We start from the raw sequence: 26857 nt of genomic DNA, 5'->3' as shown, positions 1-26857 counted from the left end.
CGGGCCCTTGTCGGTTATGGATGGAGGGGGCGGCCGAGCTTGGCCGCCAGGATGCGCTGTGGACTTAAAGAGGGGTCGGCCTGGGCGGCGACCGGCAGGTAGGCGGTCTGCTCCAGCATGTAGCGGCCGCCCATCGCCCCATGCATCACGAGGTCGGAGAAGGTGACCCAGGTGGCGCCGGGCCGGAATGCGACATCGGCCTGCGGAGCGCTCGCCTGATAGGTCTCGTCCTGCTTCAGGGCGTCGTGCAGGTGTAGCATCAGGTGGTCGTATTCGGAGCGCCTTGCCTTGGTGATCCGCAGGGCCGCGAGCACGTGCGCCGAGAGGGCTGAGTAGCGCGGGACCCGCGGCAGGAATTTCTCCGCCATCGAGCCGAAATCCTCGCCGACCCGCCAGCGCCGCGGCTCGCCCGACGGGTTGATGTTGCGGAACACCCGCAGGATCCGCTTCTCGCCGATCGGGTTCGACGGGAAGGCGTCGACATGCATGCGGGTGTCGTCGCGCCGCCAGCTGAGCTTGCGCTGGTCCACATCGTAGGGGCGGTAGGAGGTGCCGGCCAGGCTCACCCGGTCGGCATAGTCCGGCAGGTAGGTGCCGATCAGGTCCCGGGCGAAGGCGCGGTAACGGATCAGGAGCTGGCGCAGGGCTTCCTGCTCCTCCGGGGTGCCGGCGGCGCCGCGCAGTGCTGCGGCCTCGCCGCGAATGTTCACGTTCTTGGCCTTGCCGTCCGCGAAGGGCCGCTCGGTGAAGCGGCGCTCGAAGGCGCTGAACGGGAACGGCAGGTCCGGGAACAGCAGCACCGCCCCGGCTTCCAGCTCCCGGGCCAGGGAGCCGGCGGATTCGCCGGGGGCGACGGTGCGGATCGGGCTGATCATCGTGCGCGGGCCGGGCCTGCCTGGGCGGAGGGGCGCAATCCTGTAGCCGAGCCGCTGCCGGGAGGCCAGGGGCCGCATTTCCGGTGGATGACATCGTCCGTCCACCGGCACCGCCGGCGACACCGGCCCGGAGCGCTTGCGCAACTGCGGCGTTCCCGGCACGTTCTTCCACAGAGTACCGGCCAACGAGCCCGGCGGAGGATGGCGCCGATGGCGACCCTGAAGGAATTCGAGGAAGCCCTGCGCGAGCACGGCATGAACATGGCGCTGGCGCTGCTGGAGCGCTTGCGCGAGCGCGACCGCGCCACCCGCACGGTCAAGCCGGCCCGCCGGCTGACCGGCCAGAAGATGACCCCCGAGCTCGCCCGGGCGATCCTGGACCTGCACGCCTCCACGGGCATGACCCAGCAGGAGATCGCCTTCAAGGTCGGGGTCAACCAGGGCCGGGTCAACGAGGTGATCAAGCGCGGCAAGTGGCTGTCGGACGATCCCCAGGCCCCCGAGGCGGTGGCCCGGGACAAGGCCCTCGCCCGCATGCGCGGCGATCCCAAACCGAAGAAGCCGCCCCTGGCCGCGTCCCGTTCGAAGGAGCGCAAGGCTGCCCCTGCCAAGGCTCCCGCCAAGGCACGCAACCAGGGCCAGCTGGCGTTGGGGGATCTGTAGGAAAGAATGAGATTCCAAAGGGCTTGCAGCCCTTTGGCGGGGTTCGGGGCGCGCAGCCCCGAATTCACAGGTCTCTCAAGCGCTTTCGCAGGGCTCTGCCCTGCACCCGCAAAAGGTCACGGACCTTTTGAATCCGGGATTTTTACGGGCTCAGTTCCCCGGCGCGAAATGCCCCCGGTAGCGCGCGCCGATCGCCTCGACTGGGAGCGCCACGAACACGTCGGTGGTGCCGAACTGGCGGTCGATCACCGCGCCCTCCCCGAAGGTGGCGCCGAGCCGCAAATAGCCCTTGATCAGCGGCGGCAGCGCCTGCAGCGCCGCCTTGGGGTCGATCGCCTCAAGCGGCAGCCGGTCCATGGAGACCGCGCGCTCCGGCAGGGCCCGGGCCCGCCATTCCTCCGGGGCGCGGGCATGGTGGTGCAGGAACGACAGCGGCAGGGCCAACCGATCCGGATCCGTGCCCCCCAGGCTGGCGCAGCCGATCAGCGCGTCGATCCGGTGGTGCAGCACGTAGGCGTAGATCCCCTGCCACAGCAGCTCGACCGTGCGCTTGCTCCGGTAGGGCTTCAGCACGCAGGAGCGGCCGAGCTCGAGCAGCCGCCGGTGCTTCTGCGCCGCCAGGATCGGCTCCAGGTCGTACTCGCCCTCGGAATAGAAGCCGGCATGGCGCTCGGCCACCTCGCCCCGGAGCAGCCGGTAGGTGCCGACCACCTTGGGGCGGTGCTCGACGAACGGCTTCTTCCGCCGCGGCGCGGCATGGTCGAGGACGAGGAGATGGTCGCAGAGCGCGTCGTAGGCGTCGGCATCGCGTCGCGATAATGCGGCGAGACCTGTGGGGATCGCCGCCATCTCTTCGTAGAAAACCTTGAAGCGCAGGCGCTGCGCGCGCCGGATTTCGGATTTCTTCGCCGCGAGACGCACCTCGAGATTGCCGATCCGGCCGAGGCTGCGCCCCTCGAACGGCTCCGGCAGGCGGATCGCCTGCTCGGCCGACAGGATGTCGGTGATGCCCGCCGGCTCGGACTGAATGAGCGCGTGCCGGCGGCGCAGCTTCGCGATCGGCGCGCCGACGCCCCATTGGACGCCTTGCACGCCCTTGTGCCAGCCGGCTCCGAGCGCGCTGTAGGCTCCGCGGGCGAGATTGGCGACCATGGTCGGGTTCACTCCGGGCGCACGACCGTGCACCGTCCGGACCAACTAAAGAGCATGAAGCCCACACGTCATTATGACAGTCGCGACACGAAAACGCCCCGGCCTGGGCCGGGGCGTTCCATCACGCTAGCAGGTTTTCAGGCAGGAGGCCGGATCAGGCCGCCTGCTGGACCGCGTCTTTCCGCACGTCACCCTCGATCACCGGCGCGGACGGGGTGCCGGCCGTGGCGATCTGGATGCGACGCGGCTTCTTCGCCTCCGGCACCTCGCGGACGAGGTCGATGTGGAGGAGGCCGTTCTCCAGGGCCGCACCGGTCACCTGGACGTGGTCGGCGAGCTGGAACCGGCGCTCGAAGGCGCGGGCCGCGATGCCCTGATGCAGGAACTCCGCCTTGGCCTCGGCCTTGCGCTCGCCCTTGAGGGTAAGCGCATTCTCCCGGACCTCGATCGACAGGTCGGACTCGGTGAAGCCCGCGACCGCGACGGTGATGCGGTAGGCGTTCTCGCCGGTCCGCTCGATATTGTAGGGCGGGTAGGTCGGCGCCGCCTCGGCGGTGGCGAACTGGTCGAGAGCGGAGAACAGACGATCGAAACCGACGGTGGAACGATACAGGGGGGCGAGATCGAACTGACGCATGACATATCCTCGTACGAGCAACATGCAGGATTGGTCCGCCCAATGGGCCGGACCCGTCTTTCGTGCCGCCTGACGGCCGGCACAGACGGAATATCGGGGGTGGAAAAACCGCCTTCAAGACCCGCGGCAAGGGCCGAATCCGAGATTTTTTCGGCTACGGTCACGCCGGCGCGCGGACGCAGTGAGGTGGGCCCGTGAGGCGGTTCGACGGCGATATCGGGCGGGATCCGCTCCTGACCCTGCGTGGCACGCCCGACAATCCGGTGCCGCCCGGCGGCACGCTGATCGCGGTCGGAACCCGCGACGACTGCACCCTGCGGGCGGCCTATTGGCAGACCACGGCGCGGACCTGCCGGGGTACGGTCTGCCTGCTCCAGGGGCGGGCCGAGTTCATCGAGAAGTACTATGAGACCATCCAGGACCTCCGGACGCGCGGCTTCGCCGTGGTGGCGTTCGACTGGCGCGGCCAGGGCGAGTCGGACCGGCGCGTGGACGATCCGCACAAGGGCCACGTCGCGCGCTTCGATGATTACCGCCTCGACCTGCGGGCCGTGGCGGAGACGGTGCTGGTGCCGCTGATGCCCGAGCCGCATATCGGCCTGGCACACTCGATGGGTGGCTGCGTCGCCCTGATCGGCGCCCTCGATGGCTGGCTGCCGTTCCGGCGCCTGGTGACGGTGGCGCCGATGCTGTCGATCCGGATGGTGCGCTGGCCCGCCGGGGCGGCGTTCCTGTCGCAGGCGCTACACCGGATCGGATTGGGCGACCGCTATATTCCGATGGGCAAGCCGGTCTCGATCGCCACCAAGCCCTATGACGGCAACCGCCTGTCGCGCGATCCGGTGCGTTACGCCCGCAACGCGGCCGCGGCCCGGCAGGTCGGCGCCGGGGCGGTCGGAGACCCGACCATCGCGTGGCTCGCCGAGGCGTTCCGGGCGATGGCGCGCCTGTGCGACCCACGCGTCGCCCCGCGCATCACCCTGCCGACCCTGATCGTTGCGGCCGGCGCCGACCCGGTCTGCGGCACCCTGGACACCGAGCGGTTCGCAGCCCGGATGAAGGCCGGGCACATCCTGGTGCTGCCGGATTCCCGGCACGAGATCCTGAGCGAGCGCGATGCCATCCGGCAGGATTTCTGGGCCGCCTTCGACGCCTTCGTGCCGGGCACCCCCCTGCCCTCGCACAATGAGGTGGAGGCGCACCAAGCCGTGCCGGTGGCCTGACCTGTCGCCGCGCCCTCGTTATAATGGGCTCCCAAAGGGCTCAGCCCTTTGGCGGGGTATCGGGGCAGGGCCCCGATGTATCGGGCGAAGCCAGAAAGAAGGGCTCCGCCCTTCACCCGCAAAAGGCCGACGGCCTTTTGAAACCGAGACTGTTGCGGCGCGTCGTTCGAGGGTTCAGCCACCCAGCTCGGGATCGATATCCCGCGGGCGCACGTACCGCTCCAGCCGTCCCTGCCCTGGGCTGACCGCCGACCAGGTCGCGGCGTCGAAATCGATCACCGCGTAGGCGGCGGTCGGAAACTCCGTGGCGAGGCGCGCCCGCTCCTTGCGCGGCCCCTCCCCGGCCAGGGCCGCCGCCAAGTCGCCCAGCCCCGGATTGTGGCCGATCACGATCACGGTTTCCACGGCGTCCGGCGCGCCCCGGATCACGTCGAGGACCCGCGTCGACGGCGCTTCGTAGATCTCGCGGTGATACTGCGCCTCGGGGGCGCCGAGGGCGGCGGAGATCGCCTCCCAGGTCTCGCGGGTCCGGGTGGCCGTGGAGACGAGGGCCAGTTCGGGCCGGAAGCCGGCCTCGGCGAGGTGGGCGCCCACGGCCGGGGCGGCCCGGCGGCCGCGGTCGTTGAGCGGCCGTTCGTGGTCGCCGACGCCCGCCGGACGGTCCGACTTGGCGTGCCGCAACAGGATCAGCCTGCGCATGGAGCGTGCCCTTCTCGGCGGGAATGATCGACGGGCGCCCGACCTTCGCCGCGGCTTCGGTTAGCCCAAAGCGCGGCGCGCGGGAACCGCGGCGGGCCGGGTCTCAGCCGCCCCGCTGCTCCCGGCGCATCATGAAGGCGAGCTTCTCGAACAGGCTGACATCCTGCTCGTTCTTCAGGAGCGCGCCGTGCAGCGGCGGGATCAGCTTGCGGCCGTCGCGCTCGCGCAGGGTCTCGGGGGAAATATCCTCGGAGACGAGGAGCTTGAGCCAGTCCAGCAGCTCGGAGGTCGAGGGCTTCTTCTTGAGGCCCGGCACCTCGCGGGTCTCGAGAAAGACCCTCAGGGCCTCCTCGACCAGGCGGTGCTTGATGCCCGGATAATGGACGTCGACGATGCGCATCAGCGTCTCGGCGTCCGGGAACTTGATGTAGTGGAAGAAGCAGCGGCGCAGGAACGCGTCCGGCAACTCCTTCTCGTTGTTCGAGGTGATGATCATGATCGGCCGGCGCGCGGCCCTCACGGTCTCGCCGGTCTCGTAGACGTGGAACTCCATCCGATCGAGCTCGGTGAGGAGGTCGTTGGGGAACTCGATATCGGCCTTGTCGATCTCGTCGATCAGCAGCACCGGGCGCTCGGGGGCGGTGAACGCCTCCCAGAGCTTGCCCCGCCGGATGTAGTTGCCGATATCCGAGACCCGCGGGTCGCCGAGTTGCGAGTCGCGCAGCCGCGAGACCGCATCGTATTCGTAGAGGCCCTGTTGGGCCTTGGTGGTCGACTTGATGTTCCAGACGATGAGCGGCGCGCCCAACCCCTTGGCGATCTCCTCGGCCAGCACGGTCTTGCCGGTGCCGGGCTCGCCCTTGACCAAGAGCGGGCGCTCCAGGACCACGGCGGCGTTGACCGCGGCGGTCAGGTCGGGGGTCGCGACGTAGGACTCGGTTCCAGAAAATCGCATCGCGCTCTCGGAGAAGCTGGCCTGAATGCCACCGGTAGCGCGTGCCGGAGCCGCCCCGCAAGCGAGACCGGCTAACCCTTCTCGTGCCAGACGCAGTTCCGGGCCAGGATCTCCAGGTTCACGTCGGATTTCTGCGGCTGCGGCAGGGTCTTGGTGTCCATGGCGAGGTCGATCTTGATCTCGACCTGCCCCTTCGACTCGTTGGAGCGGCGCGAAAAGTAGCAATACTGCTGGTAGGGCTGGTCGGCGTTGTCCTTGAAGTTCCAGCCGGTGACGATCTGGCCGTCGAGATAGGGCACCTGCTTGAACACCGTGAAGGTGGTGTTCACCGCCGCTTTCGAAGCTGGCGCTGCGTCGCTGCCGAGCTGCGCCTTGGTCGGTGTCGGCGTGCCGCCGCCAAGCTTGGGCAGGCCCTCGAGCTTGAGGGTGTTGTCGGTCAGCGTGACCTCGCCCTTGGTCTTCAGGGTCACGTCGGAGAGCGCGGCCTGCATGGCGGCGGCGATCTTCTCGGCGGCCGTGTCGAACTGGTTGAGGGTCGCCCACCCATAGGCCGCCGCCCCAACGCCGATGCCGGCCAGGCACGCGAAGGCGCCGAAGCCCAGCGCCCGGAACAGGAAGGCTCGGGCCGCGACGTAGCTCGAATCCGCCCGCAGGCGCGAATTCACCTGCTGGGCGAGGGCGACGTTCTCAGGGGTTCCACCGGCGACGTAGTTCATGCGCCGGCTCCCGCGGCAGGTAGGGTCTGCTGGCCCGGATGGCTCTGGCCGGGCAGGCTCTGCTGGCCCTGGGCCGGCCGGTTCATCGGGATCACCGCGCCCGTGGCGTTGGCCGCCCGGGGCAGGATCGGCTCGGGGTTCGAGCGCAGCGCGTCGGCGATCGCGTCCAGCATGAACGGCGCGGCCTCCGGGTTCACTGCGGCGCCGAGATCGTCCTCATCCATGAAGGTCCGGCGGGTCGAGACCGCACAGAGCGCCAGGATGGTCGACGCGAAGGCGGCGCACAGGGCCGGCAGGAACACGAAGATCCGCAGGAAGGCGTGGACCTGTTGCTCGGTCACGTCGATCGGGTCGACGCCGTAGACCATCGCGGTGAAGGAGTGCAGCTGCGAGCGGTTGACCGCGTTCCGGTAGCCCTGCTCGGCATCGGCCACGCGCCGGTCGGCGGCGCCGGGATCGAGCGCGGCGCGCGCCTTGCGGGCCTCCTCGAGACTCTTCACCAGCACTGCACGGTCGGCCGACGCCTTCGTGACGCCCGCGGACAGGGCGGCCACGCGCGGATCGGCCACGCATTTCAGGTTCTGATACTTGCGGCCCTTGCTGTTCGTGCCGAACACCCGCTCACAGCGCTGGGCCGGCAGGCCGGCGAGCTGCTGGGCGTTGTCGGTGGACCGCTTCTCGATCTGGTCGAGCTCGGCCGTGTACTGCGCCACGCGCTCGTCCGCGGCCTTGATGCGGTCGCCGATCGTGGCGCGGTCGGCCTGGGCATCCTTCAGGGCGGTCTTGGTCTTGGCCGCTTCCATCAGGCGGGGATGGAACATCATCTCGCCGAGCTGCGACACCGACTTGGTGGTCACCCCGGCCGCGAAGATGATGCCGAGCACCGCCAGGCCGCGGACGAAATGCGAGCGCTGGGTGCGGGCGAGGATGCCGAGCGGCACCCGGCACAACTCGACGGCGGCGTAGACCAGAGGCGCCAACAGCATGAAATAGAAGGCGTGCCAGTCGCCATCGCTGTAGACGCCGGCGAACAGCCAGGCGCCCCAGAGCGAGGCGCCGATCACCATGAACTCGACCAGGTAGGCGATCGCGACGTAGCCCCACTTGATGCGGTAGCCGCGGTCGACGTGACGCTGGTGCTGCCACCGATCCGATTCGAGCTTCCATTGGCGGCGCTCGCGGGCGAGGTCGCGACTCGGTGGCGCCGCGGGACCGGAGAATATCGACTTGATGGAGATCATCGGCCTCGTCACATCCATCGGGTCCTGTCGCGGGCGCGCGCGTCCCTGCCCTTCCGCATCATCTTTTTTCCGAAAGCTGGAAACCACCTTTCGGGACGATGCTCAAATGCAAGCGCGGCCCTGGCCGAACTTAACCCCCGGTTAACGCCAGCGTGTATGCGGGCATTGTGCCGAATTTGGGCCGCCCCGCACCCATTCCCCGGTGGATCACCGGCAAGCGCCGCCCGGGTGGCTGAAATGTCTCACCCGCCTCGTGTATCCGGCTTGTGTCAGAGCGCACCTCGCCACCCTTGCATCAGCCGAAACCGGTTGCCCAGGGCCGGACGCCGACCCATGATCGCGCGACCGTGATCGGATTCCGCCCCGGTCGGAAACACGAGGTTCGATCCGCCGCCGATGCCAGAGGTCCACGCCGGTTCATACAAGGAAGCGATCCTGTTCCTCGTCACCGCGGGTATTGTGGTGCCGTTGTTCCACCGCCTGCGGATTTCCCCGGTGCTGGGCTTCATCGGCGCGGGCGCCCTCCTCGGACCCTTCGGCCTCGGGCGGCTCGCCGATACCCATCCCTACGTCCACCTCTTCACCATCGGCAACCGCACCGAGATCTCGCATCTGGCCGAGTTCGGGGTGATCTTCCTGATGTTCATGATCGGGGTCGAGCTGTCGTGGGAGCGACTGCGGACCCTGCGTCGGCTCGTCTTCGGCCTCGGCTCGCTGCAGGTCGGCTGCTCGGCGCTGATCCTCGGGGCGATCCTCTACGGGCTGCAGGTGCCGCTCGCCGGCGCGGCGATCGTCGGCATCGGCCTTGCCCTGTCGTCGACCGCGGTGGTGCTGCCGGTCCTGGCCGAACAGAAGCGGCTGAACGCGCCCTCCGGCCGCGCGAGCTTCGCCGTCCTGCTGTTCCAGGATCTCGCGGTCGCCCCGGTCCTGTTCGCCATCGCGGTGCTGGGCCGCAGCGACGAGGGCGACAAGGGCTGGGCGCTGGCCATGGCGCTGGGCCAGGCCGCCATCGCGCTGGTTCTGATCGTGGTCGCCGGACGCCTCGCCCTGCGCCCGCTGTTTCAGCTCGTGGCGCGGACGCGCTCCACCGAGCTGTTCATGGCGGCCTGCCTGCTGGTCATCGTCGGGACCGCGCTGACGGCGGCGGCGAGCGGATTGTCGATGACGCTAGGCGCCTTCGTGGCCGGGCTGCTGCTGGCCGAGACCGAGTACCGCCGGGCGATCGAGGCGACGATCGACCCGTTCAAGGGCCTGCTGCTCGGGGTGTTCTTCGTCTCGGTCGGCATGAACCTCGACCCGGCCCAGCTCATGGCGGCGCCCGGGGCGATCATCGGCCTGTCGCTGGCCCTCGTCCTGATCAAGGCCGCCGTGGTGATGATGGCGGCGCCCGCCCTCAAGATCTCCCGGCCCGTAGCCCTGGAGGCGGCCCTGCTGCTCGGGCCGGGCGGGGAATTCGCGTTCGTGCTGATCGGGGGCGCGGTCGCCACCGGGCTGGTGCCGGAGGATGTCGGCGCGGCCGCGCTGATCGTGACCACGGTCACGATGATCATGATTCCGGCGCTCGCGGCCTTGGGCCGCCGGCTGAGCCGTCGCGCGACGAGCGCCGGCCTCGCCGCCATGAAGTCGGAGCCGCTGCCGGACAAGATCGAGAACCGGGTGATCATCGCCGGCTTCGGCCGCGTGGGACGCCAGGTCGGCGAGATGCTGGACCGGCACGGGATCCCCTACCTCGCCCTCGACTCCGACGCGGCCCGGGTGGCCGAGCAGCGCCGGGCCGGGGCACCGGTCTATTTCGGGGATTCCGGCAACACCGAGATCCTGCGCCGCTGCGACATCGCCACGGCCCGCGCCCTGGTGGTCACCCTCGACAATCCGCGGGCGGTCGAGCAGGCGGTGGCGGCGGCCCGGGCCGAGCGGCCGGACCTGACGATCGTCGCCCGCGCCCGCGACGCCCGCCACGCCTCGGCCCTGTACGAACTCGGCGTCGACGACGCGGTGCCGGAGACGATCGAGGCCTCCCTGCAATTGTCGGAGGCGGTGCTGGTCGATGTCGGCGTGCCGATGGGCCTCGTCATCGCGTCGATCCACGAGCGGCGCGACGAGTACCGCGCGCTGCTGAAGAAGCGCGAGAACGAGGCGAAGCCGATCTTCCGGGCCCGGCGCACGGTGGGCAAGGCCCTCGGCAAGCCGCCGGCCAAGAAGGAGGCCGCGGCCGCGCGCCAAGAGGCCTGAGTGGGCCTAAGCCGGTCGGTTCAGGCCGGGGCCAGATGCGCCTCGGCGTGCTTGGGCTGGCGGGTCACGCGGTTGCGCGGCGCCGGCTCGAAGCCATCGGCGAAGCTGCACCGGTAGACCAGTTCGTCCGCCGGTCCGAGGCCGGTGACCAGGGGGACGGTCACGGTGTCCCCCGAGAAGCGCCAGCCCCGGGCGCCCTTGTCCCAGTACAGCCATACGGTCCCGGGGAACCCCCGCAGGGTGAACACCGCGGCCTTGCGCGACAGGGCCTGAACGGCGCGCGGCGCGTACATGCCCTTGGCGCGGTAGGCCTCCCGGGTCGTTTCGGGCTGGCGATCCATGAAGGTGTTGCGCACCAGCTGAATCGTGGCACCCGGCTTCCCGAGAAACCGCTTGAAATCCGTCACATTCCGCAGGATGACCGCCATCGCAGGCCTCCTCGCTTCGTTTGGTGCGGCACGCGTCCTCGCGGCTGAACACACCTGATGCCCCGAGTTGAGCGATTCCCGTGACGGTTTCAGTGACTGTTCGAGGCTTGGCCTGGTACATATCAACAGATTCGACGACTTATGCCCAGCTTATGAGTCTCCGTGGCGGTTGGAGACTCTCCAGGGGCTTCAGGATTAGGCCTTTATCTGCTTCTGAATCTTGTCGACCATCTGCGACGACTCGGAGAACAGGCTCAGACATCCGACCCGGCCGACCGTAAGCGTGTCTGATTCGCCTGGGCTTGACCCGGGCGTTTTGCTGGCGCGTTCTTCCGAGATGCTGCTGCAGTTCTTCACGGCCCTCCGGGAGGCCAAGGTTCCCGTCTCCCTCAAGGAGTACCTCACCCTGCTCGGTGCCCTGGACCGGGGCTTGGCCGAGCACGACGTGGAGGCCTTTTACTTCCTGTCGCGCACGGCGTTGGTGAAGGACGAGGCGCATCTGGACCGATTCGACCGGGTGTTCGGCACGGTCTTCAAGGGTTTGGAGACGCTCGGCGCGGCGGTGGAGCCTGCGGCGATCCCCGAGGAATGGCTGCGCAAGCTTGCGGAGAAGTACCTGACCGAGACCGAGAAAGCCGAGCTGCAGGCGCTCGGCTGGGACACGTTGTTCGAGACGCTCAAGCAGCGGCTCGCCGAGCAGAAGGAGCGGCATCAGGGCGGCTCGAAATGGATCGGCACCGGCGGGACCTCCCCATTCGGCGCCTATGGCTACAATCCCGAGGGCATCCGCATCGGCCAGGACGGGAACCGGAACTTCCGCGCGGTGAAGGTCTGGGACAAGCGCGAGTTCAAGGATCTCGACGACGACCGCGAGATCGGCGCGCGCAACATGCGGATCGCGCTGCGGCGGCTGCGCCGCTTCGCCCGGACGGGTGCGGCCGAGGAGCTCGACCTCGACGGCACGATCCGCGAGAGCGCCCGCCAGGGCTATATCGACGTGCGGTTGCGACCGGAACGGCGCAATGCCGTCAAGGTGCTGCTGTTCCTCGACGTGGGCGGCTCGATGGACTTTCACATCGAGCAGGCGGAGGCTTTGTTTTCGGCGGCGCGCTCGGAGTTCAAGCACCTCGCGCATTACTACTTTCACAACTGCCCCTACGAGGCGGTCTGGACCGAGAACCGACGCCGGCACGAGGCCAGGACCCCGCTGCTCGACGTGATCCGCACCTACGGCAGCGACTACCGCGTGGTGTTCGTGGGCGACGCCTCGATGAGCCCCTACGAGATCGCCACGCCGGGCGGCTCGGTGGAGCATTGGAACGCGGAGCCCGGCGCCGCATGGATGCAGCGGCTCCTCGACCATTTCCCGAAGTCGGCGTGGCTCAACCCGGTGCCGGAGACGCACTGGGGCTACACTCAGTCGATCGGGATGGTGCAGCGGCTCATCGGCGGCCGCATGTTCCCCCTCACCCTCGACGGGCTCGACGCGGCGGCCCGGGCGCTGGTGCGGTGAGGGCCGGTCAACACAGACAGGGCGTCAAAGGCTATCCCAGTTCTGGCCGGGTCCGAAGACGCGGAGCACATCGACTGTCCCCGCGCCTTCGTCGTCTATAACCGTGTAGACAATTCGGTGGCCCGCTACGCTGCGGGATCGCGTTCCTTCATGCTCGCCGTCCGGCCACATGAGCGGGGTGTGTCGCAGGTCCCGAAGAGCTCTGTTGATCTGAGCAAGGCGGTGTGCCGCCCTCTCCCCTGCGCCAGGCTGGCGGAGCCATCTTCGCACGGAGACGAGATCGGCCGCCGCCGCGCGGGAGGTCCTGACGCGAAACGGCACTGTCTGAAATCCGCAGGATAGAGATCAGGGCTTGGGCGAACTGGTCGAGGCTTCCGGAAGCTCGACCGGCTCTCCGTTTTCCCAAGCATCAAGCCAAGCATCCAGATCGCCATCGGCGATGTAGCGACCGCCCTCGATATCCGCTTTGGCGACCGCCAGCATAGACGCTTCGGCTGCGAGGCGAGCCTTACGCTGCTGTGCCGTTTCATCGGGCGAGTCCAGCCGCTGTTCCTGCCGGAATTCAACCCTGGTCATGTTCAGGCTCCCGCATCATCGTCCCGAAAGATGGTGGCTTGCTTTCGGAAAACGATGATGCCCGCGCGACAGCTTAGTCCCGCGCGAGCCTCATGGGGAGTCATTCTCGACTTCACCTGCGCGCTGAATAAGACGCGTGACGGTAAGCCCCATCGAAGGCGGGCAACCTCATTCTCTCGTCAGCGCAGTGCCTGACGGGCTACCCCTGCTGCGCGGGGGTCGAGACCACGAGCCCGTCCAGGTTCGGCGCGATCTTGATCTGGCAGGACAGGCGGGAATTCTCGCGCACGTCGGAGGCGAAATCGAGCATGTCCTGCTCCATGTCCTGGGCCTTGCCCACGACGTCGATCCAGGCATCGGCCACGTAGACGTGACAGGTGGCGCAGGCACAGGCACCGCCGCATTCCGCGTCGATGCCCGGGACGTTGTTGCGCAACGCCGTCTCCATCACGGTCGCGCCGACGCTGCCTTCGACGGTCCTCTCCGTCCCGGCGTGGTCGACGTAAGTGATCTTGGGCATGCTCGGCTCCGGGCTCGCGTCGAGCGGCCTCGCTTCGACGGGCGGGGTGACTGCTTGGCGGCTGAGGCCGTGGAATGCAAGCGCGGTGGCGGCGGTCCGTTCCGGATCGATCGCCGCATCGGCGTATGTCCGGCGCGTCGATGCTCTTAAGACTCGCGGTCCGGCGCGATCTCGGCCAACGCCGCCGCGACCGCCTGCACCAGCGCGTCGAGCGCGGCCGGTGCCGCTCCGGCCCGCAGCTGCGCCTCGGCGGCATCCGCGCAGGCTCGGACCTGCGTGGCGCCGACGCCAGAGGCCGAGCCCTTCAAGGTATGGGCGAGGTCGGCGCGTTGTCCCGCGGGCAGGGACGCATCCGTGAGCCGGGGCAGGATCGACCGGCATTGCCCGGCAAACAGCGCGAGCACCTCGTCGGCGAGATCGGCGTCACCGCCGGTCTGTGCATCGAGCTCCGCACGGTCGATGGCCAGCATGCGCACTCCCGGAATCCGCATTCTTCTGGGGGTTGCCGAACCGATCCCCATGATTCACCCCCCGATTCGCCGGACGGGGATCGCGCAGAGGCCGTCATCTGCGCCAAGATGGCGGAGCCGGAAGGCAGCGGCCTCAGTAACCATTCTGGTAACGGTTTCTGGGGTCGGACGGCGGCTCGGGTATCGGCAATCGGTGTCCGCGTCTAATCCTGTAATGGTAAACGGGACGTTGCGTCTCTGGCATCAGCCTCCCCAGGTGCCGGTGAAGCCCGTGTAACGAGGCGTTGAATGGCGACCGAGAAGAAGCTGAAGGACCCGGCCGAGGCCGCGCTCTCTGCGATCGAGCAGGCGCTGAACCTCGACGCCCTGACGCCGACCGGCACCGAGAGCCGCGCCGAGCCGCGCCTGCCCGATGTCGGGGATGCCGATCCCCTGCTCGATGGCGCCCTCGATCCGGCCGGCCGCCAGACGCCGCCCCGCCTCGACCTGGACCCGCCGCTGGCCTCCGACCTGCCCCCGCCCGGCCGCGAGCGTCCGCGCCGCGAGGGCGGCCTGTTGCCGCCCGACCGCTCGCTGGTGGCGAACGACGACCGGCGCAACATCGGCATCCTGCAGCAGACCCTGCGGGTGCGGTCCTCGCCCAAGCCCTACCTGTTTGCCCTGCTGGCCGGCCTCGCCTGGATCGCCGGCCTCGTGCTGGTCGCCTGGCTGCAATCCGGCGGCGACCTGCGCGGCGTCGTCTCCGGTCTCACCGCCCTCCAGGCGACCGTGGGCGCAGCGGCCCTGCTCGGCCCGGTCGTCCTGTTCGTGATCGCCGCCATGCTGGCGGCCCGGGCCCAGGAGATGCGCCTCGTCGCCCGCGCGGTGGGCGAGGTCGCGGTGCGCCTGGCCGAGCCCGAGAGCTTCTCCACCGACGCCGTGCTGACCATGTCGCAGACGGTGCGACGCGAAGTCGCCGCGGTCGGCGACGGCGTCGAGCGGGCGCTCGCCCGGGCCGGCGAGCTGGAGACCCTGGTCCGCGGCGAGATCGCCACCCTGGAGCGGGCCTATTCCGACAACGAGATCCGCATCCGCTCCCTGGTCGAGGAGCTTGTGGCGCAACGGGAATCCATCGTCACCAATGCCGAGCGGGTGCGCGGCGCCATCACCGGCTCGCATCAGAGCCTGAGCCAGGAGCTGGAGGGCGCGTCCGAGCGGATCGTCATGGCGTTGAACGGCGCCGGCGAGCGCGTCACCGGAGCACTGGACGCCCGTGGCGCCGCCATCACCGCGTCCCTGGGTGAGGCGGGCGACCGGGTCGTCACCCTGATGACCGGGCGCGGCGACGAGCTGATCGAGAGCCTCGCCTCCACCAGCGAGGGCGTGCGGGGCAGCCTTCTCGAAGTCGGCGAGACCCTGACGCGGGCCTTCGAGACCCGCGCCCGCGACGTGAGCGGCGCCTTCGAGGCGACCGGGAACGCCCTCACCGGGCGGATCGCCGAGAGCACCGCCTCCGTCGCCCAGAGCCTCGCCGAGACCGGCCTGCGCGTGAGCGAGACCCTGGAGCGCCAGGGCGGCGTCGTGCGCGAGAGCTTCGAGCGCTCCGTCATCGGCTTGGAGAACGCGTTCCTGTCCAGGGGCTCCGAGTTGACGGAGCGCTTCGGCGCGATGGGCACCCAGATCACCGCGCGCTTCGCCGAGACCGGCGCGGCTCTCACCCAGGACATCGCCGGCCGCGGTCTGGCGCTGCGCGCCGAGATCGAGAATGCCGGCCTCTCCGTCGCCGAGGCGATCGAGAGCCGCGGGCGCGACGCCCAGGCCGCTCTGGCGCTGGCCATGGGCGGCGTCGGCGAGACGCTGACCAGCCAGGCCGGCACGGTGCGCGACGACCTGATCGGCACCGCCGAGCGGATCGCGGAGACGGTCGCGGAGCGCGGCAACGCCCTGGCCGAGCGCATGGACGGCATCGCGGCGCGCCTCCACGACACCGTGACGGTGCAGGCCTCGGATCTCGAAAGCCGCGTCGTCGCCGCGGCCGAGCGTGCCGGCGGCCACATCACCGACCGGACCCAGGCGGCTACGCAAAGTCTGGAGAGCGCCTTCTCGGCGCTGGGTCATGGCTTCGAGGCCGGCGCCGCCTCCGCGGTCCAGTCCCTGCGCGGCTCCGCGAGCGCCGTCACCGACGAGGTCGAGGCCCATACCCGCGACGCCTCCGCCCGCCTGGTCGATACCCTCCAGACCCTGCGCCACGGCTCGGCCGAGGTGACCGGTGCCGTCGAGGCCGAGACCGCGAGCCTGCTGGCCCGCTTCCGCGACGCTGCCGACCGCGCCGCCATCGAGTTCGGCGAGCGCGGCTCCGCGGCGGTGTCCGCCCTGCGCGCCGCCCTGGACGACCTCAACCGCGAGCTGTCCGCCCGCACCGGCGACGCCACCGGCAGCCTGACGCAGGCCGCCCGCGCCATCTCGGACGACCTCGCCGCTCGCATCGGCGAGATGGAAGCCGCCTTCGGTCAGCACGGCAAGGGCGTCGCCGAGCTGCTGGCCAGCCACGCCGAGGAGACCCAGACCCGGATCAGCGGCACCGGCCGCGACATCGTGCTCGCGGTGGCGAGCCAGGGCGCCCGCATCGCCGACACCCTCAGCCAGACCGGCGCCAGCTTCGCCGAAACCGCCGACGTCCGTGTCCGGGCGATCGACGAGACGCTGGGCAGCCGCCTGACCGCCCTGCAGGAGACCATCGCCCGCGGCGACATCCTGGCCGACCGCATCGGCCGCGACACCGCGACCTTGGGCGAGACCGTCGGGGCGCGGCTGGAGGAGATGGACCGGCTCATCACCGTCAAGGGCCAGGCCGTGGCCGAGACCATCGCGACCCGCGCCCGCGAGGCCGGCAGCCTGGTCGAGACCCATCTCGGCAACCTGGAGGCGCGTTCCGCCCAGCGCGCGGCCGAGATCGGCGACGTCGTGGCGAACCTGGTCGACGACGTCGACAACCGGATCGACTCCCGCGGCAAGGCTCTGAACGAGGCGCTGGCCGCCCGGACCGGAGAGATGGCCCGGATCATGGAAGAGGGCAGCCGCAACCTGGTTGCGGTGCTCGACGGCCGGGTCGACGGGCTCGGTCAGGATATCGACCGGCGCACAGCCGAGATGGCCCGCCGCATCGCCGGCAGCGCCGAGCATTTCGATGCCGGCGTCATCAACCGCCTGCAGGAGATCGCCAACGCCCTGGAGGAGCGCGCCCGCCTCGTGGACGAGAGCTTCGGCGTGCAGGCCTTCGAGGCGATCCGCCTGATCGAGGCGCGCACCCGCGCGGTGGACGAGGAACTGGCCGGCCGTACCCGCGACCTGGTCGCCACGATCACCGACCGGACCGGCGGGATCGACAAAGCGATGGCCGAGAGCATCGGCACCCTCACGGGTGCCGTCGCGGAATCCACCCGGGTCCTCGAGGCTTCGCTGTCTGGGCGGGTGCAGGAGATCGTCCAGCTGGTGGACGAGCGCGCGGAGAGTGCCGACGCGGCCCTGTCCGCCCGGACCGAGGCCGTGCGCGCGGCCTTCGCCGAGCGTTCGGAGTTGCTGGCGAAGCTGATCGACGAGCGGATCACCGCCATGTCGAGCGAGCTGGACGAGAAGGGCCGGAGCGTGTTCGGCGCGATCGGCGGCCGGATCACCGAGCTGGCCCGCCTGTTCGACCGCGGCGGCACATCGCTGGCCGAGCTGATCGATCAGCGCGGCGAGAGCGTCCTGTCGAAGCTCCAGCAGACCATCGCGGATGCCGAGCGTATGCTCGAGGCCGGCGAAGGACGCCTGGGTCACACGCTGTCGAGCCGCACCGCCGATATCAGCGGCCTGCTCGACGAGGGCGTGCGCTCGGTCCACGGCCTGCTCGACGACCGCACCAACCAGATCCGCGTGATGCTGGACGGCCATGCCGGCACCCTGGCCAGCACCCTCGACGGCCGGATGGGGCCGCTCAACGAGGCGCTGGATACCCGCAGCCGCGCCCTGATCGCCGCCGTCGAGGACGCCTACGGCAACGCCGCCGGGAGCCTGGATTCCCGGACGCAGGCGCTGGGCAGCCTGTTCGACGAGCGCCTCGGGCACCTGGAGAATCTGGTCGAAGGCCGTGGCAACCGCCTTGCCGAGACCCTGGATGCCCGTGGCCAGGGCCTGCGGACCCTGTTCGAGGAAGCCCACAACGCCCTCGACGCGGTGGTGGAAGGCGGCGGTGGCCGCTTCGCCGCCTCGGTCGACGCCAAGATCCAGGCCCTGCGGACCATGCTGGAGGAGGCGCCCGCCGCCGTCTCCGCGCTGGTCGAGACCCGTGAGCGCCAGCTCGCCGCGACCCTCGACAGCCGCACGCAGCGCCTGCGGGCCCTGTTCGAAGATGCCCAGACCGGCCTGCGCGACCTCGTGGAGGTGCGCGGTCAGGAACTCGCCGACACGATCACGACCCGGACCGAGGGTCTGCGCCAGACCCTCGACGCCGCCCCCACCGACATGGCCGACCTGCTGGACGCCCGCTTCGCGGACCTGCGCGCCCTGTTCGAGCGGGCACAGGCGGAGATCGACCGTCTGGTCGACGGCCGCAGCCGTGAGATCGCCGGAACGATCGAGCACCGCACCCAGGCTCTGCAGACCGCGATCGAGCAGGCGAGCCCGGCCATCGCCGGCCTGATGGAGGCCCGCGAGCACCAACTCGCCGACGTGTTCGAGGCGCGCAGCGGGCAGCTCGAAGCGCTGTTTGACCGGGCCCAGGCCGATATCGACCGCATGGTCGATGGTCGCAGCCGCGAGATCGCCGGGGCGATCGAGCAGCGGACGCAGGCTCTGCAGACCGCGATCGAGCAGGCGAGCCCAGCCATCGCCGGCCTGCTCGAAGCCCGCGAGCACCAGCTCGCCGAGGCGTTCGACGCCCGGAGCGGCCAGCTTGAGGCCCTGTTCGCGCGGGCCCAGGCCGAGATCGACCGCACGGTCGATGGTCGCAGCCGCGAGATCGCAGGGACGATCGAGCACCGCACGCAGGCCCTGCAGGCGGTGATCGAGCAGGCAAGCCCGGCGATCGCCGGGCTGCTGCAGGCTGGCGAGAACCAGCTGGTCCAGGCCTTCGGGGACAGGAACGGGGAGCTGCAGGCGCTGTTCGCGCAGGCCCAGTCGGAGATCGACCACGTGGTCGAGGGCCGCAGCCGAGAGATCGCCGCGACGATCGAGCATCGTACCCAGGCCCTGCAGGCTGCCATCGAGCAGGCGAGCCCGGCGATCGCGGGCCTGCTCGAGGCCCGCGAGCACCAGTTCGCCGAAACCTTCGAGGCCCGGAGCGGGCAGCTTCGGACCCTGTTCGAGCGCGCGCAAGCCAACCTCGAAACCTCCGTGGAGAACCGCGGCCGGGAGATCGCCATGGCGGTCCAGGCGCGCACGCAGGACCTGCGCAACCTCCTCGATGCGGCGCCCACGGGCGTCGCCGCCCTCCTGGACGCCCGGATCGAGACCCTGCGCACGACCTTCGACGAGGCGCGCGCAGCGATCGAGGCGCTCGTCGACGAGCGCAGCCAGTCGCTGCTCGATGCCGCCCAGGGTCGCACCGGCTCGCTGGTCGAGGCCTTCGACGCGCGGATCCGTGACCTGGACGGCGTGGTCGAAGGGCGCACCGCCGCCCTGGTGCACTCCGTCGAGACGCAGACCGAGGCCCTGGCCCGGGGTGTCGACGCCCGCGCCGACGCCTTCACCCAGCGCATCGACAGCCGCATGCGGTTGTTCGCCACCCTGGTCGCCCAGCGCGCCGAGACGCTGGCCAATGCCTTCGACGACCGCCACGACGCCTTCGCGGGCCTCATGGACGAGCGCACCGCCAGCCTGGTGGCCGCCCTCGACGAGCGGGCGCGGGCCCATGCCGAGCAGGTCGATGCGCACAACGCCGCCCTGGCCGAGACGCTCAGCCGGCGCGAGGCCGCGCTGGCGGGCCTGATCGATGCCCGCACCGAGGCTCTGGGGGCCGGCTTCGAGCGCCGCGCCACCGCGTTGGGTGCGCTGGTCGATGCCCGCGGCGAGGCCCTGTCCCGCCGTCTCGCGGAGAGCGCCGAGGCGCTGGTCCGCGCCATCGAGGAGAAGGGCGGGGCGCTGATCGCCAGCGTCGACGGCAGCGGCCGTGCGGTCGGCGACAGCCTGGAAGGGCATGTCGCGCGCCTGCGCGCCGCCATCGACGGGCCGATGCTCGACCTGTCGCGGGCCCTGGCCGACCGCGCCGACTCGATCGAGCGGGTGCTGATCGAGACCGGCGTGCCGCTGGCCGAGACCCTGCGGCTGCAGACCGAGGAACTCGCCGCGCAGTCGCGGGCTTCGGCCGAGCTGCTGCGCGCCGCCATCGACGACGGTGCGGGCCGTGCCCTCACCGAGCTGTTCGAGACCAACGACCGGCTGGGCCGGGAGCTGGGCGCCGTCCTCCAGCGGATCGAGGGCGCCAACGCGGCGCTGGGCGAACTGGTGTCCGGAGCCGGCACCAATCTCGGTGCGATCGAGCAGGGCCTGGCGGGCCGGGTCGAGCAGGTCCAGACGGCGCTGCAGCGCATCGCTTCCGAGACCGGCCGCGCCACTGCGGGCGTCGCAGCCCAGGTCGAGGCCTTGCGCGAGGTCGCCAATACGGCGCTCCGCGAGGCGTCCGGCCTCGCCGAGACCCTCGACGGCCGCGGCCGTGCCCTCGGCGAGCGGACGTCCGTGCACGTGTCGGCTCTCGACCGGGCGGCGTCCTCGCTCGCTGCCATCGAGGAGCGACTGGGTGCGACCCTGTCGGGCCGCGAGGCGGCTCTGGCCGAGGCGCTGGCCGGCTTCGAGGCGCGCGCCAGCGCCCTGGAGCAGCAGGGCGGCGCCCTGGCCGAGACGATCGAGCGCACGCTGCGCACCGCCGAGGAGCGCGCCCGCACCGTCGGCGAGTCGCTGACGCGCTCGGCCGAGGGCGCGGGGGCTTCGGTCACCAGCGCCTTCCAGGGCCTCAAGGACAGCGCAGGGGCCGAGAGCGAAAAGGCGGCCCAGGGCGTGCGCCAGGCCATCGAGGAGGCGGCGCGGGAGATGCGCAGTGGCCTTGACGAGGCGCAGACCAAGTTCGGCGCCTCCGTGTCGTCCCTGCGGGAGATGGCGGGCTCGATCCGCGGCGAACTCGACGCAACCCGCGCCGAACTCGCCCGCGGCGTCCTCGACCTGCCCCGCGAGACGCAGGACGCCACCGGCGAGATGCGCCGGGTGGTGGCCGACCAGATCAAGGCGCTCAACGAGCTCTCGGCCCTGGTCTCCCGCACCACCCGCTCGGTGGATGTTGCCCAGCCTCAGGCCCAGCGGCGGGTGGCGGAGGGTGGCTCCCGCGCGGTTGCGGCGCCGCAGGCCAGCAGCGCTCCGGCTCCGTCCGCGACGCAGGCTGTGTCGGCTCCGGCTCTGCCGGCGCCCTCGGCCCCGGCACGGTCCACGCCGGCCCCGGCCCGGATCGAGGCGCCGCGGCCCTCCGCGACCGCCCGCCCCGTCGCCATGACGGCTGGCGGTGCCAAGCGCGGCTGGCTGTCCGACCTGCTGACCCGCGCCTCCCTGGATGAGGACGACGATGCCGAGGCGGAGGCGACCAACGCCGCTGCGCCGGCCTCGCCGGGCCGTCCGTCGCAAGTTCTGTCTCAGGCTCCGGCCGAGACCGGGCGGATCGCCCTCGACACGATCTCCACCGACATCGCCCGGATGATCGAGCACCGGACCGCGGTCGACCTGTGGGAGCGCTACCGCCGGGGCGAGCCGAACCTGTTCGACCCGCGCATCTACACCGCGCAGGGCCGGACCACCTTCGCGGAGATCCAGCGTCGCTACCGGTCGGATGCGGAGTTCCGCCGCAGCGTCGATCGCTACGTGGGTGAGTTCGAGCGGCTACTCGGCGACGTGGTCAAGAACGACAGCGACGCCAAGCGGACCGACGCCTACCTCACGTCCGAGACCGGCAAGGTCTACACAATGCTGGCCCATGCCAGCGGTCGCTTCGACGGGGCCTAGCAGGACAGCCAGCGCGGGCGCTCACAGAGCCCGCGCTGGCAAAACGTGTTTTACAGGAGGCCCAGCCCAACCAGCTCGCGGCGCAGGGCTTCGGGCATCTCGGCCAGGTCGCCCGATTGCCCGGCGCCCAGGTCGGCCGGCGCGTCGCGGGCCGTGAGGTAGCGCCAGCCCTGGAACGGGCGGCAGGGTCGGGGCGATACGGGAACCAGGCGCGGGTCGAAGACCAGGCGGCAGCGCGGGATGCCGTCCGCGTCCGTCAGTTTCTCGATCGCGGTGATCGCCTGCCGGCAGGACAGGGTCCCGCGGATCACCCAGTAGATCGAACCCTTTCCGGCGATCTCTCGGTGGCGCTTGGGCAAGGTGCGGGTGACGTGGAACGGGTCGGCCGGCCGGCCCTCGCGCAGGGCCTCGGCCCGGTACCGCTCCTGACGGGCTTCGAGGTCGGCGATGGAGGCGGGTCCGACGCAGAGCTTGATCAGGTTCAGAGCCACGGGGGTTTTCGTCTCACGACCTTCGGCGGGCGGGTGCCCCTGATAGCAGGGCCGCTCGGCGCCGTCAGGCGAACAGGGCGAGCCGCTGCTCCGGCGGCAGTGCGTCGATCGCCGCGAAACTCAGGATCGGCGCCCCCGGCTCGGCGGCGGGCTCCGGGGCGACGGGGTCATGGCCGGCCCAATCCGCGTCGGGCTCTGGATTCTCAGAGTCGTCCTGATCGACCGCGTCGTCGCCGAGCGCGACCGGGGCGGGCGCTTCTTCTGTTTCGAACGCCTCGGCTTCCTCGGCCGACTCTGCCCCCTCCCCGTCCGAGACCGGCAGGAACACGATATCCTCGTGGAGCGGCGGGCTCCCGGGACGGGCGATCAGCGCCGCCGCGGTGACGGCCGGCACCTCCATGGCGATGTAGCGGTCGATATCGCTCTGGCAGAGGTCCGACGGCGGGGTCTCCGGCAGGGGCCCGGCCGCTGGGTCGCCGGGCATCGGCGGGATCGGCTCGGCGGCGCTGCCCCAGATCGCGATCATCGACGCGAGCCGGTCCTCGAGGTAGCGCAGGGTGTAGACGATCCGGGCGGTGCGCTGGGCGGTGAGATCCTGGAACGAGCAGGCGGTGTAGATCGCCGTCGCGTGCCGATCGAGGGCGTCGCAGGTTGGCGCATCGGCGCCGCGCTCGCGCAGAACCCAGGCCGCCTCCTGGATCGCCTCGGCCGAGCCGAGGATGTCGGAGGTCGCCCGCTCGGTCTCCCGCACGATCGCGTCGAGGGCCAGGGAAGCCTGGGTGAGGCGGGTCTGCTCGCTGTCGCGGGCGCTGATCGCGGCGATCTCGGCCTTGGTCTGGCTGATCGCCGCGGCCATCTCGACGAGATTGCCGTGCAGCTGCCCGACGGTCTGCTGATCCCGGTCGGTGGTCACCGCGTGTTCGAGGCGGCGCATGGCCCCGAGCAGCATCTCGGTCTCGGCGGCCCGGTGGCGGCGAGCATATTCGGACAGGAACCAGCGCCCGCGCTCACTGAGGCAGATGGTCGCCTCGATCGCCTCGTATTCGGCGAGGGCGCCTGCAGGGGCTGAACCGGACATGGGATCCCTCCGAACCCGAAAGGCCGGTGCGGCGACGGCCGGCACGCGGCGCGACCCGGAGGCGGGCAAATTGACAGGGAGGGTTTAACGGGCGCTTACGGCGGCCGGCCCCCGGATGTGGGGCATCCTTCGACGCCCGCCCGGGAACCCCCATCCTTGCATCGCCCGTCCGGCCCGGCGCGCCTGTCGCTGCTCTACGCCGTCGTCTTCACCGAGATCGGCATCGCGATGCCGTTCATGCCGCTCTGGCTCGACGGCCTCGGCCTCGATGCCCGGGTGATCGGTCTGCTCCTGGCCCTGCCGATCGCCACCCGGATCGTCGCGACGGCGCCGCTGATGAGCCTGCTCGACCGAGGCCTGGGCCCGCGCCGGCTGATCCTGCTCGGCAGCCTTGCCCTCAGCCTGACCTACGCGCTGATGCCCGGCGCCGCCGGGATCGGCTGGCCCTTGCTCGCCGGGCTGATCGTCCTCAACGCCGTGGCCGGCGCGCCGCTGGTGCCGTGCATCGACTACCTGACCCTTGCGGCCGTGCGCCGCGACGCCCGCCTGATCTATGCCCGGATCCGGATGGCGGGCTCCATCGCGTTCCTGCTGGCCAACCTGGCGGGCGGATTCCTGCTCTCGGCGCTGGGCGGCCAGCTCGCGGTGCCGCTGCTGCTCACCGGCCTCGCCCTGGCGGCGGGGCTCGTGGCCTGGCGCAGCCGCTCGGTCGTGGCCCTGCCGCAGGTCCCGGCCGGCGCCGTCCGGCCGCGCCTGCCGGTGACGCTCTGGCTCTGCATCGGCGCGGCGGCGGCGATCCAGGCGAGCCACGGGGCGATCTACGGATTCGGCAGCATCTACTGGACGAGCCAGGGCATATCGCCGGTCTGGGTCGGCGCGCTGTGGGCGACCGGGGTGCTGGCCGAGATCGCGCTATTTGCCGGCGTTACCGCCCTGCCCGTCTCCTGGCGGAGCCCGGTGCGGCTCCTGACCCTCGGCGCCGGGGCGTCGATCCTGCGCGCCGTCGGCATGTATCTTCTGGGCGATCACCTGGCCGCGCTGGTGCCGCTCCAGTGCCTGCACGGCCTGACCTTCGGGGCGACGCAGCTCGGGGCGATGGCGGCGGTGTCGGCTTTCGCCCCAGAGGGCGCGCGCGGGCGGGCGCAGGGCACGCTGAGTGCCGTCAACGCGAGCATCTCCGTGGGCGCGACCCTGGTGAGCGGCCTCGCCTACCGGGCCGGCGGTCCCCTCGCCTTTCTCGTGATGGCGCCGCTCGCCGCATGCGGTCTGGGCCTGGCCCTCGCCGCCGGCCGCGCCAAGGGGGGTGACGTTGGAGACGGATCGTCAACCGTAATGTCGACATAACCCCAGTTCAGGGTGGTGCCTCCAATCGAGGAGTGAGGGCTTGCTGAGCGAGGGCATGGTTCCCGGCGCATCGCTGCGGGACCGGCCGGCCGACGGCCGGTTGGCGCTCGACGGGCGCTGGACCGCCGATCAGGCGCCGACCGTCGAGGCGAATGCGGCGCGCATCCTGGCGGCCGGCCAGGCCGCTCCCGTGGCGGTCGACCTGTCGGGGATCGAGCGGCTGGACACTTTGGGCGCCTGGGTGCTCGAGCGGACCCGCGCCGAGATCGCGCAGGCGGGCGGCGCGCTGACCTATGTCGGCGTGCGGCCCGAGCACCGCACCCTGCTGGGCGAGGTTCGCCTGCCCGAATCCGACATCGTGCCCTCGGGCCGGCCCGGCCGCATCGTCGGTGCCCTGGACACGGTCGGCCGCGAGACCGTGCGCGGGGGGCACGCGTTCGTCACCGCCCTCGCCTTCCTGGGCGAGGTGATCGCCGCCTGCGGGCGCGTCGCCCTGCGGCCGGGCACGTTCCGGGGCACCGCCCTGGTCAACCAGATCCAGCAAGTGGCGTTCAACGGCGCCCCGATCATCGTGCTGATCTCGTTCCTGGTCGGCGGCATCGTCGCCCAGCAGGGTATCTTCCAGCTCCAGCGCTTCGGCGCCCAGACCTTCGTGGTCAACCTGATCGGGCTGCTGATCCTGCGCGAGATGGGCGTGCTGCTGACCTCGATCATGGTCGCGGGCCGCTCCGGCTCGGCGATCACCGCCGAGATCGGCTCCATGCGCATGCGCGAGGAGGTCGACGCCCTGCGGGTCATGGGCCTCGATCCCGTCGAGATCCTGATCGTGCCGCGGGTGCTGGCCCTGATGGTCGGCCTGCCGATGCTGACCCTGATCGGCGACATTGCCGCGCTCACCGGCGGCGGCCTCACCGCCATGCTGTACGGCGGCCTGACGCTCGATCAGTTCCTGGTCCGGCTCCAGGCGGCGGTGGGCGTGCACCACGTCATGGTCGGCCTGATCAAGGCCCCGTTCATGGCGCTGATCATCGGGATCCTCGCCACGATCGAGGGCTTCGCGGTGGAGGGCTCGGCGGAATCGCTGGGCCGCCACGTCACCGCCTCAGTCGTGAAGTCCATCTTCATGGTCATCGTCCTCGATGGATTGTTCGCGGTGTTCTTCGCCGCGATCGATTTCTGAGCCCGTGCTGATGATCGCCCCCGCCACGCCCGAGCCCGAAGCCGGCCCTGCGCCCATCATCCGCGTGCGCGACCTCGTGGTCGGATTCCGCGACCGGAACATCCTCAAGGGTCTCAATCTCGACATCCGGGCGGGTGAGATCATGGGCTTCGTCGGGCCCTCGGGTCAGGGCAAGTCGGTGCTCACCCGGACGATCCTCGGCCTCACGCCGAAGCGGGCGGGCACGATCGAGGTGTTCGGCCGCGACGTCGACGGCATGACCTATGCCGAGCGCCGCCGCATGGAGCAGCGCTGGGGCGTGCTGTTCCAGCAGGGCGCCCTGTTCTCGGCGCTCACCGTCAAGCAGAACATCCAGGTCCCGATGCGCGAGCACCTGAACCTGTCCGAGCGCCTCCTCGACGAGTTCGCGCGGCTCAAGATCGAGATGGTTGGCTTGCAACCGGACGCCGCCGACAAGCTGCCCTCGGAGCTATCCGGCGGCATGATCAAGCGCGCGGCGCTCGCCCGCTCCCTGGCGCTCGATCCCGAGATCCTGTTCCTAGACGAGCCGACCTCGGGGCTCGACCCGATCGGCGCGGGCGAGTTCGACGACCTCGTCTCGACGCTCAAGGAGACGCTGGGCCTGACCGTGTTCATGGTCACCCACGACCTCGACAGCCTCTACACCGCCTGCGATCGCATCGCGGCGCTCGGCGACGGCCAGATCATCGCCGCCGGCACGATCGAGGAGATGCTGGCGAGCGACCACCCCTGGTTGCGCTCGTACTTCCACGGCAAGCGGGCCCGCGCCATCACCTCCGGGGCGCCGGCGCATGCCTGACCGCCCCTTCCCCCTGACCCCGTCCCGGTCCCTCCCGGGATCG

General features: G+C 70.6%; 22 protein-coding genes. 8 read left to right on the top strand and 14 right to left on the bottom strand.

What is annotated here, in order from left to right; genetic code table 11:
* Window positions 1-14: 14 nt before the first annotated feature.
* The gene (locus MKK65_RS27705; RefSeq protein WP_058193541.1) at window positions 15-875 is read right to left on the bottom strand and encodes a Kdo hydroxylase family protein; all 861 of its coding nucleotides are present in this window, start codon (window positions 873-875) and stop codon (window positions 15-17) included.
* A 210-nt stretch (window positions 876-1085) separates the two neighbouring features.
* Between MKK65_RS27705 and MKK65_RS27700 the strand changes: the two genes are divergently transcribed.
* Window positions 1086-1538, top strand: a complete 453-nt coding sequence (locus MKK65_RS27700) for a hypothetical protein (RefSeq protein ID WP_058193533.1) — start codon at window positions 1086-1088, stop codon at window positions 1536-1538.
* Window positions 1539-1688: 150 nt separating this feature from the next.
* On the opposite strand, the gene MKK65_RS27695 is transcribed toward MKK65_RS27700, so the two are convergent.
* Entirely contained in the window at window positions 1689-2690 is a 1002-nt protein-coding gene (locus MKK65_RS27695) for a GNAT family N-acetyltransferase (protein WP_243961360.1), read from the bottom strand.
* A 154-nt stretch (window positions 2691-2844) separates the two neighbouring features.
* A complete protein-coding gene (locus tag MKK65_RS27690; protein WP_058193535.1) occupies window positions 2845-3327 on the bottom strand; it encodes an Hsp20 family protein in 483 nt (160 codons plus the stop codon).
* 194 nt (window positions 3328-3521) lie between these two features.
* Here MKK65_RS27690 and MKK65_RS27685 point away from each other — a divergent pair, with 194 nt between their 5' ends.
* Window positions 3522-4550: an alpha/beta fold hydrolase gene (locus MKK65_RS27685; RefSeq protein WP_243961358.1), complete on the top strand. Its 1029-nt coding sequence runs from the start codon at window positions 3522-3524 to the stop codon at window positions 4548-4550.
* Between the two features lie 174 nt (window positions 4551-4724).
* On the opposite strand, the gene MKK65_RS27680 is transcribed toward MKK65_RS27685, so the two are convergent.
* The 4 genes from MKK65_RS27680 to MKK65_RS27665 form a co-directional block, all read right to left on the bottom strand.
* Complete coding sequence (locus MKK65_RS27680; RefSeq protein WP_243961356.1) at window positions 4725-5249, bottom strand: SixA phosphatase family protein; 525 nt, start codon at window positions 5247-5249, stop codon at window positions 4725-4727.
* Window positions 5250-5352: 103 nt separating this feature from the next.
* Entirely contained in the window at window positions 5353-6204 is an 852-nt protein-coding gene (locus MKK65_RS27675; protein WP_243961354.1) for an AAA family ATPase, read from the bottom strand.
* 71 nt (window positions 6205-6275) lie between these two features.
* The gene (locus tag MKK65_RS27670) at window positions 6276-6920 is read right to left on the bottom strand and encodes a hypothetical protein (RefSeq protein ID WP_007568312.1); all 645 of its coding nucleotides are present in this window, start codon (window positions 6918-6920) and stop codon (window positions 6276-6278) included.
* On the bottom strand, window positions 6917-8179 hold the full coding sequence (locus MKK65_RS27665) for an ATPase (RefSeq protein WP_243961352.1): 1263 nt from the start codon (window positions 8177-8179) through the stop codon (window positions 6917-6919). The genes MKK65_RS27670 and MKK65_RS27665 overlap by 4 nt, the downstream gene beginning before the upstream one ends.
* A gap of 378 nt (window positions 8180-8557) precedes the next feature.
* Here MKK65_RS27665 and MKK65_RS27660 point away from each other — a divergent pair, with 378 nt between their 5' ends.
* Window positions 8558-10393, top strand: coding sequence for a cation:proton antiporter (locus MKK65_RS27660; protein WP_243961350.1), 1836 nt, complete (start codon window positions 8558-8560; stop codon window positions 10391-10393).
* 20 nt (window positions 10394-10413) lie between these two features.
* Here the strand turns inward: MKK65_RS27660 and MKK65_RS27655 are convergent, their stop codons facing one another.
* Complete coding sequence (locus MKK65_RS27655) at window positions 10414-10821, bottom strand: hypothetical protein (RefSeq protein ID WP_058193747.1); 408 nt, start codon at window positions 10819-10821, stop codon at window positions 10414-10416.
* A 337-nt stretch (window positions 10822-11158) separates the two neighbouring features.
* Here MKK65_RS27655 and MKK65_RS27650 point away from each other — a divergent pair, with 337 nt between their 5' ends.
* Window positions 11159-12334 (top strand): vWA domain-containing protein, encoded by a 1176-nt coding sequence (locus tag MKK65_RS27650; protein WP_058193746.1) that lies wholly within the window; start codon window positions 11159-11161, stop codon window positions 12332-12334.
* Between the two features lie 24 nt (window positions 12335-12358).
* Here the strand turns inward: MKK65_RS27650 and MKK65_RS27645 are convergent, their stop codons facing one another.
* From MKK65_RS27645 to MKK65_RS27630, 4 genes are all read right to left on the bottom strand, one after another.
* Window positions 12359-12655: a type II toxin-antitoxin system RelE/ParE family toxin gene (locus MKK65_RS27645; protein ID WP_313902066.1), complete on the bottom strand. Its 297-nt coding sequence runs from the start codon at window positions 12653-12655 to the stop codon at window positions 12359-12361.
* Between the two features lie 24 nt (window positions 12656-12679).
* On the bottom strand, window positions 12680-12910 hold the full coding sequence (locus MKK65_RS27640) for a hypothetical protein (protein ID WP_152997563.1): 231 nt from the start codon (window positions 12908-12910) through the stop codon (window positions 12680-12682).
* A gap of 199 nt (window positions 12911-13109) precedes the next feature.
* Entirely contained in the window at window positions 13110-13430 is a 321-nt protein-coding gene (locus tag MKK65_RS27635) for a 2Fe-2S iron-sulfur cluster-binding protein (RefSeq protein WP_147854870.1), read from the bottom strand.
* Window positions 13431-13576: 146 nt separating this feature from the next.
* A complete protein-coding gene (locus tag MKK65_RS27630; RefSeq protein WP_243961349.1) occupies window positions 13577-13900 on the bottom strand; it encodes an Hpt domain-containing protein in 324 nt (107 codons plus the stop codon).
* Window positions 13901-14188: 288 nt separating this feature from the next.
* Here MKK65_RS27630 and MKK65_RS27625 point away from each other — a divergent pair, with 288 nt between their 5' ends.
* Complete coding sequence (locus MKK65_RS27625) at window positions 14189-21901, top strand: hypothetical protein (RefSeq protein ID WP_243961348.1); 7713 nt, start codon at window positions 14189-14191, stop codon at window positions 21899-21901.
* 50 nt (window positions 21902-21951) lie between these two features.
* Here the strand turns inward: MKK65_RS27625 and MKK65_RS27620 are convergent, their stop codons facing one another.
* Window positions 21952-22392: a DUF1489 family protein gene (locus MKK65_RS27620; RefSeq protein ID WP_058193738.1), complete on the bottom strand. Its 441-nt coding sequence runs from the start codon at window positions 22390-22392 to the stop codon at window positions 21952-21954.
* Window positions 22393-22456: 64 nt separating this feature from the next.
* Window positions 22457-23470 carry a hypothetical protein gene (locus MKK65_RS27615; RefSeq protein ID WP_243961347.1) on the bottom strand — a complete coding sequence of 338 codons (1014 nt, stop codon included), beginning with the start codon at window positions 23468-23470 and terminating at the stop codon, window positions 22457-22459.
* A gap of 156 nt (window positions 23471-23626) precedes the next feature.
* Here MKK65_RS27615 and MKK65_RS27610 point away from each other — a divergent pair, with 156 nt between their 5' ends.
* The 3 genes from MKK65_RS27610 to MKK65_RS27600 are packed head-to-tail and all read left to right on the top strand — an operon-like array spanning window position 23627 to window position 26814.
* Entirely contained in the window at window positions 23627-24814 is a 1188-nt protein-coding gene (locus tag MKK65_RS27610; protein ID WP_243961346.1) for an MFS transporter, read from the top strand.
* A 55-nt stretch (window positions 24815-24869) separates the two neighbouring features.
* Entirely contained in the window at window positions 24870-25994 is a 1125-nt protein-coding gene (locus MKK65_RS27605; RefSeq protein ID WP_243961411.1) for an ABC transporter permease, read from the top strand.
* A gap of 10 nt (window positions 25995-26004) precedes the next feature.
* The gene (locus MKK65_RS27600) at window positions 26005-26814 is read left to right on the top strand and encodes an ABC transporter ATP-binding protein (RefSeq protein WP_243961345.1); all 810 of its coding nucleotides are present in this window, start codon (window positions 26005-26007) and stop codon (window positions 26812-26814) included.
* The last annotated feature ends 43 nt before the right edge of the window (window positions 26815-26857 follow it).

Source organism: Methylobacterium sp. J-001 (assembly GCF_022829565.1).
Lineage (GTDB): Bacteria > Pseudomonadota > Alphaproteobacteria > Rhizobiales > Beijerinckiaceae > Methylobacterium.
Note: the sequence above shows the minus strand (reverse complement) of the source record. Positions and strands in the feature narration are given on the sequence as shown.

Coding starts and splice junctions, on each gene's coding strand:
- MKK65_RS27705 (WP_058193541.1), bottom strand. CDS start 875: ATGATCAGCCCGATCCGCACCGTCGCCCCCGGCGAATCCGCCGGCTCC.
- MKK65_RS27700 (WP_058193533.1), top strand. CDS start 1,086: ATGGCGACCCTGAAGGAATTCGAGGAAGCCCTGCGCGAGCACGGCATG.
- MKK65_RS27695 (WP_243961360.1), bottom strand. CDS start 2,690: ATGGTCGCCAATCTCGCCCGCGGAGCCTACAGCGCGCTCGGAGCCGGC.
- MKK65_RS27690 (WP_058193535.1), bottom strand. CDS start 3,327: ATGCGTCAGTTCGATCTCGCCCCCCTGTATCGTTCCACCGTCGGTTTC.
- MKK65_RS27680 (WP_243961356.1), bottom strand. CDS start 5,249: ATGCGCAGGCTGATCCTGTTGCGGCACGCCAAGTCGGACCGTCCGGCG.
- MKK65_RS27675 (WP_243961354.1), bottom strand. CDS start 6,204: ATGCGATTTTCTGGAACCGAGTCCTACGTCGCGACCCCCGACCTGACC.
- MKK65_RS27670 (WP_007568312.1), bottom strand. CDS start 6,920: ATGAACTACGTCGCCGGTGGAACCCCTGAGAACGTCGCCCTCGCCCAG.
- MKK65_RS27665 (WP_243961352.1), bottom strand. CDS start 8,179: ATGGATGTGACGAGGCCGATGATCTCCATCAAGTCGATATTCTCCGGT.
- MKK65_RS27660 (WP_243961350.1), top strand. CDS start 8,558: ATGCCAGAGGTCCACGCCGGTTCATACAAGGAAGCGATCCTGTTCCTC.
- MKK65_RS27655 (WP_058193747.1), bottom strand. CDS start 10,821: ATGGCGGTCATCCTGCGGAATGTGACGGATTTCAAGCGGTTTCTCGGG.
- MKK65_RS27650 (WP_058193746.1), top strand. CDS start 11,159: ATGCTGCTGCAGTTCTTCACGGCCCTCCGGGAGGCCAAGGTTCCCGTC.
- MKK65_RS27640 (WP_152997563.1), bottom strand. CDS start 12,910: ATGACCAGGGTTGAATTCCGGCAGGAACAGCGGCTGGACTCGCCCGAT.
- MKK65_RS27635 (WP_147854870.1), bottom strand. CDS start 13,430: ATGCCCAAGATCACTTACGTCGACCACGCCGGGACGGAGAGGACCGTC.
- MKK65_RS27630 (WP_243961349.1), bottom strand. CDS start 13,900: ATGCTGGCCATCGACCGTGCGGAGCTCGATGCACAGACCGGCGGTGAC.
- MKK65_RS27625 (WP_243961348.1), top strand. CDS start 14,189: ATGGCGACCGAGAAGAAGCTGAAGGACCCGGCCGAGGCCGCGCTCTCT.
- MKK65_RS27615 (WP_243961347.1), bottom strand. CDS start 23,470: ATGTCCGGTTCAGCCCCTGCAGGCGCCCTCGCCGAATACGAGGCGATC.
- MKK65_RS27605 (WP_243961411.1), top strand. CDS start 24,870: ATGGTTCCCGGCGCATCGCTGCGGGACCGGCCGGCCGACGGCCGGTTG.
- MKK65_RS27600 (WP_243961345.1), top strand. CDS start 26,005: ATGATCGCCCCCGCCACGCCCGAGCCCGAAGCCGGCCCTGCGCCCATC.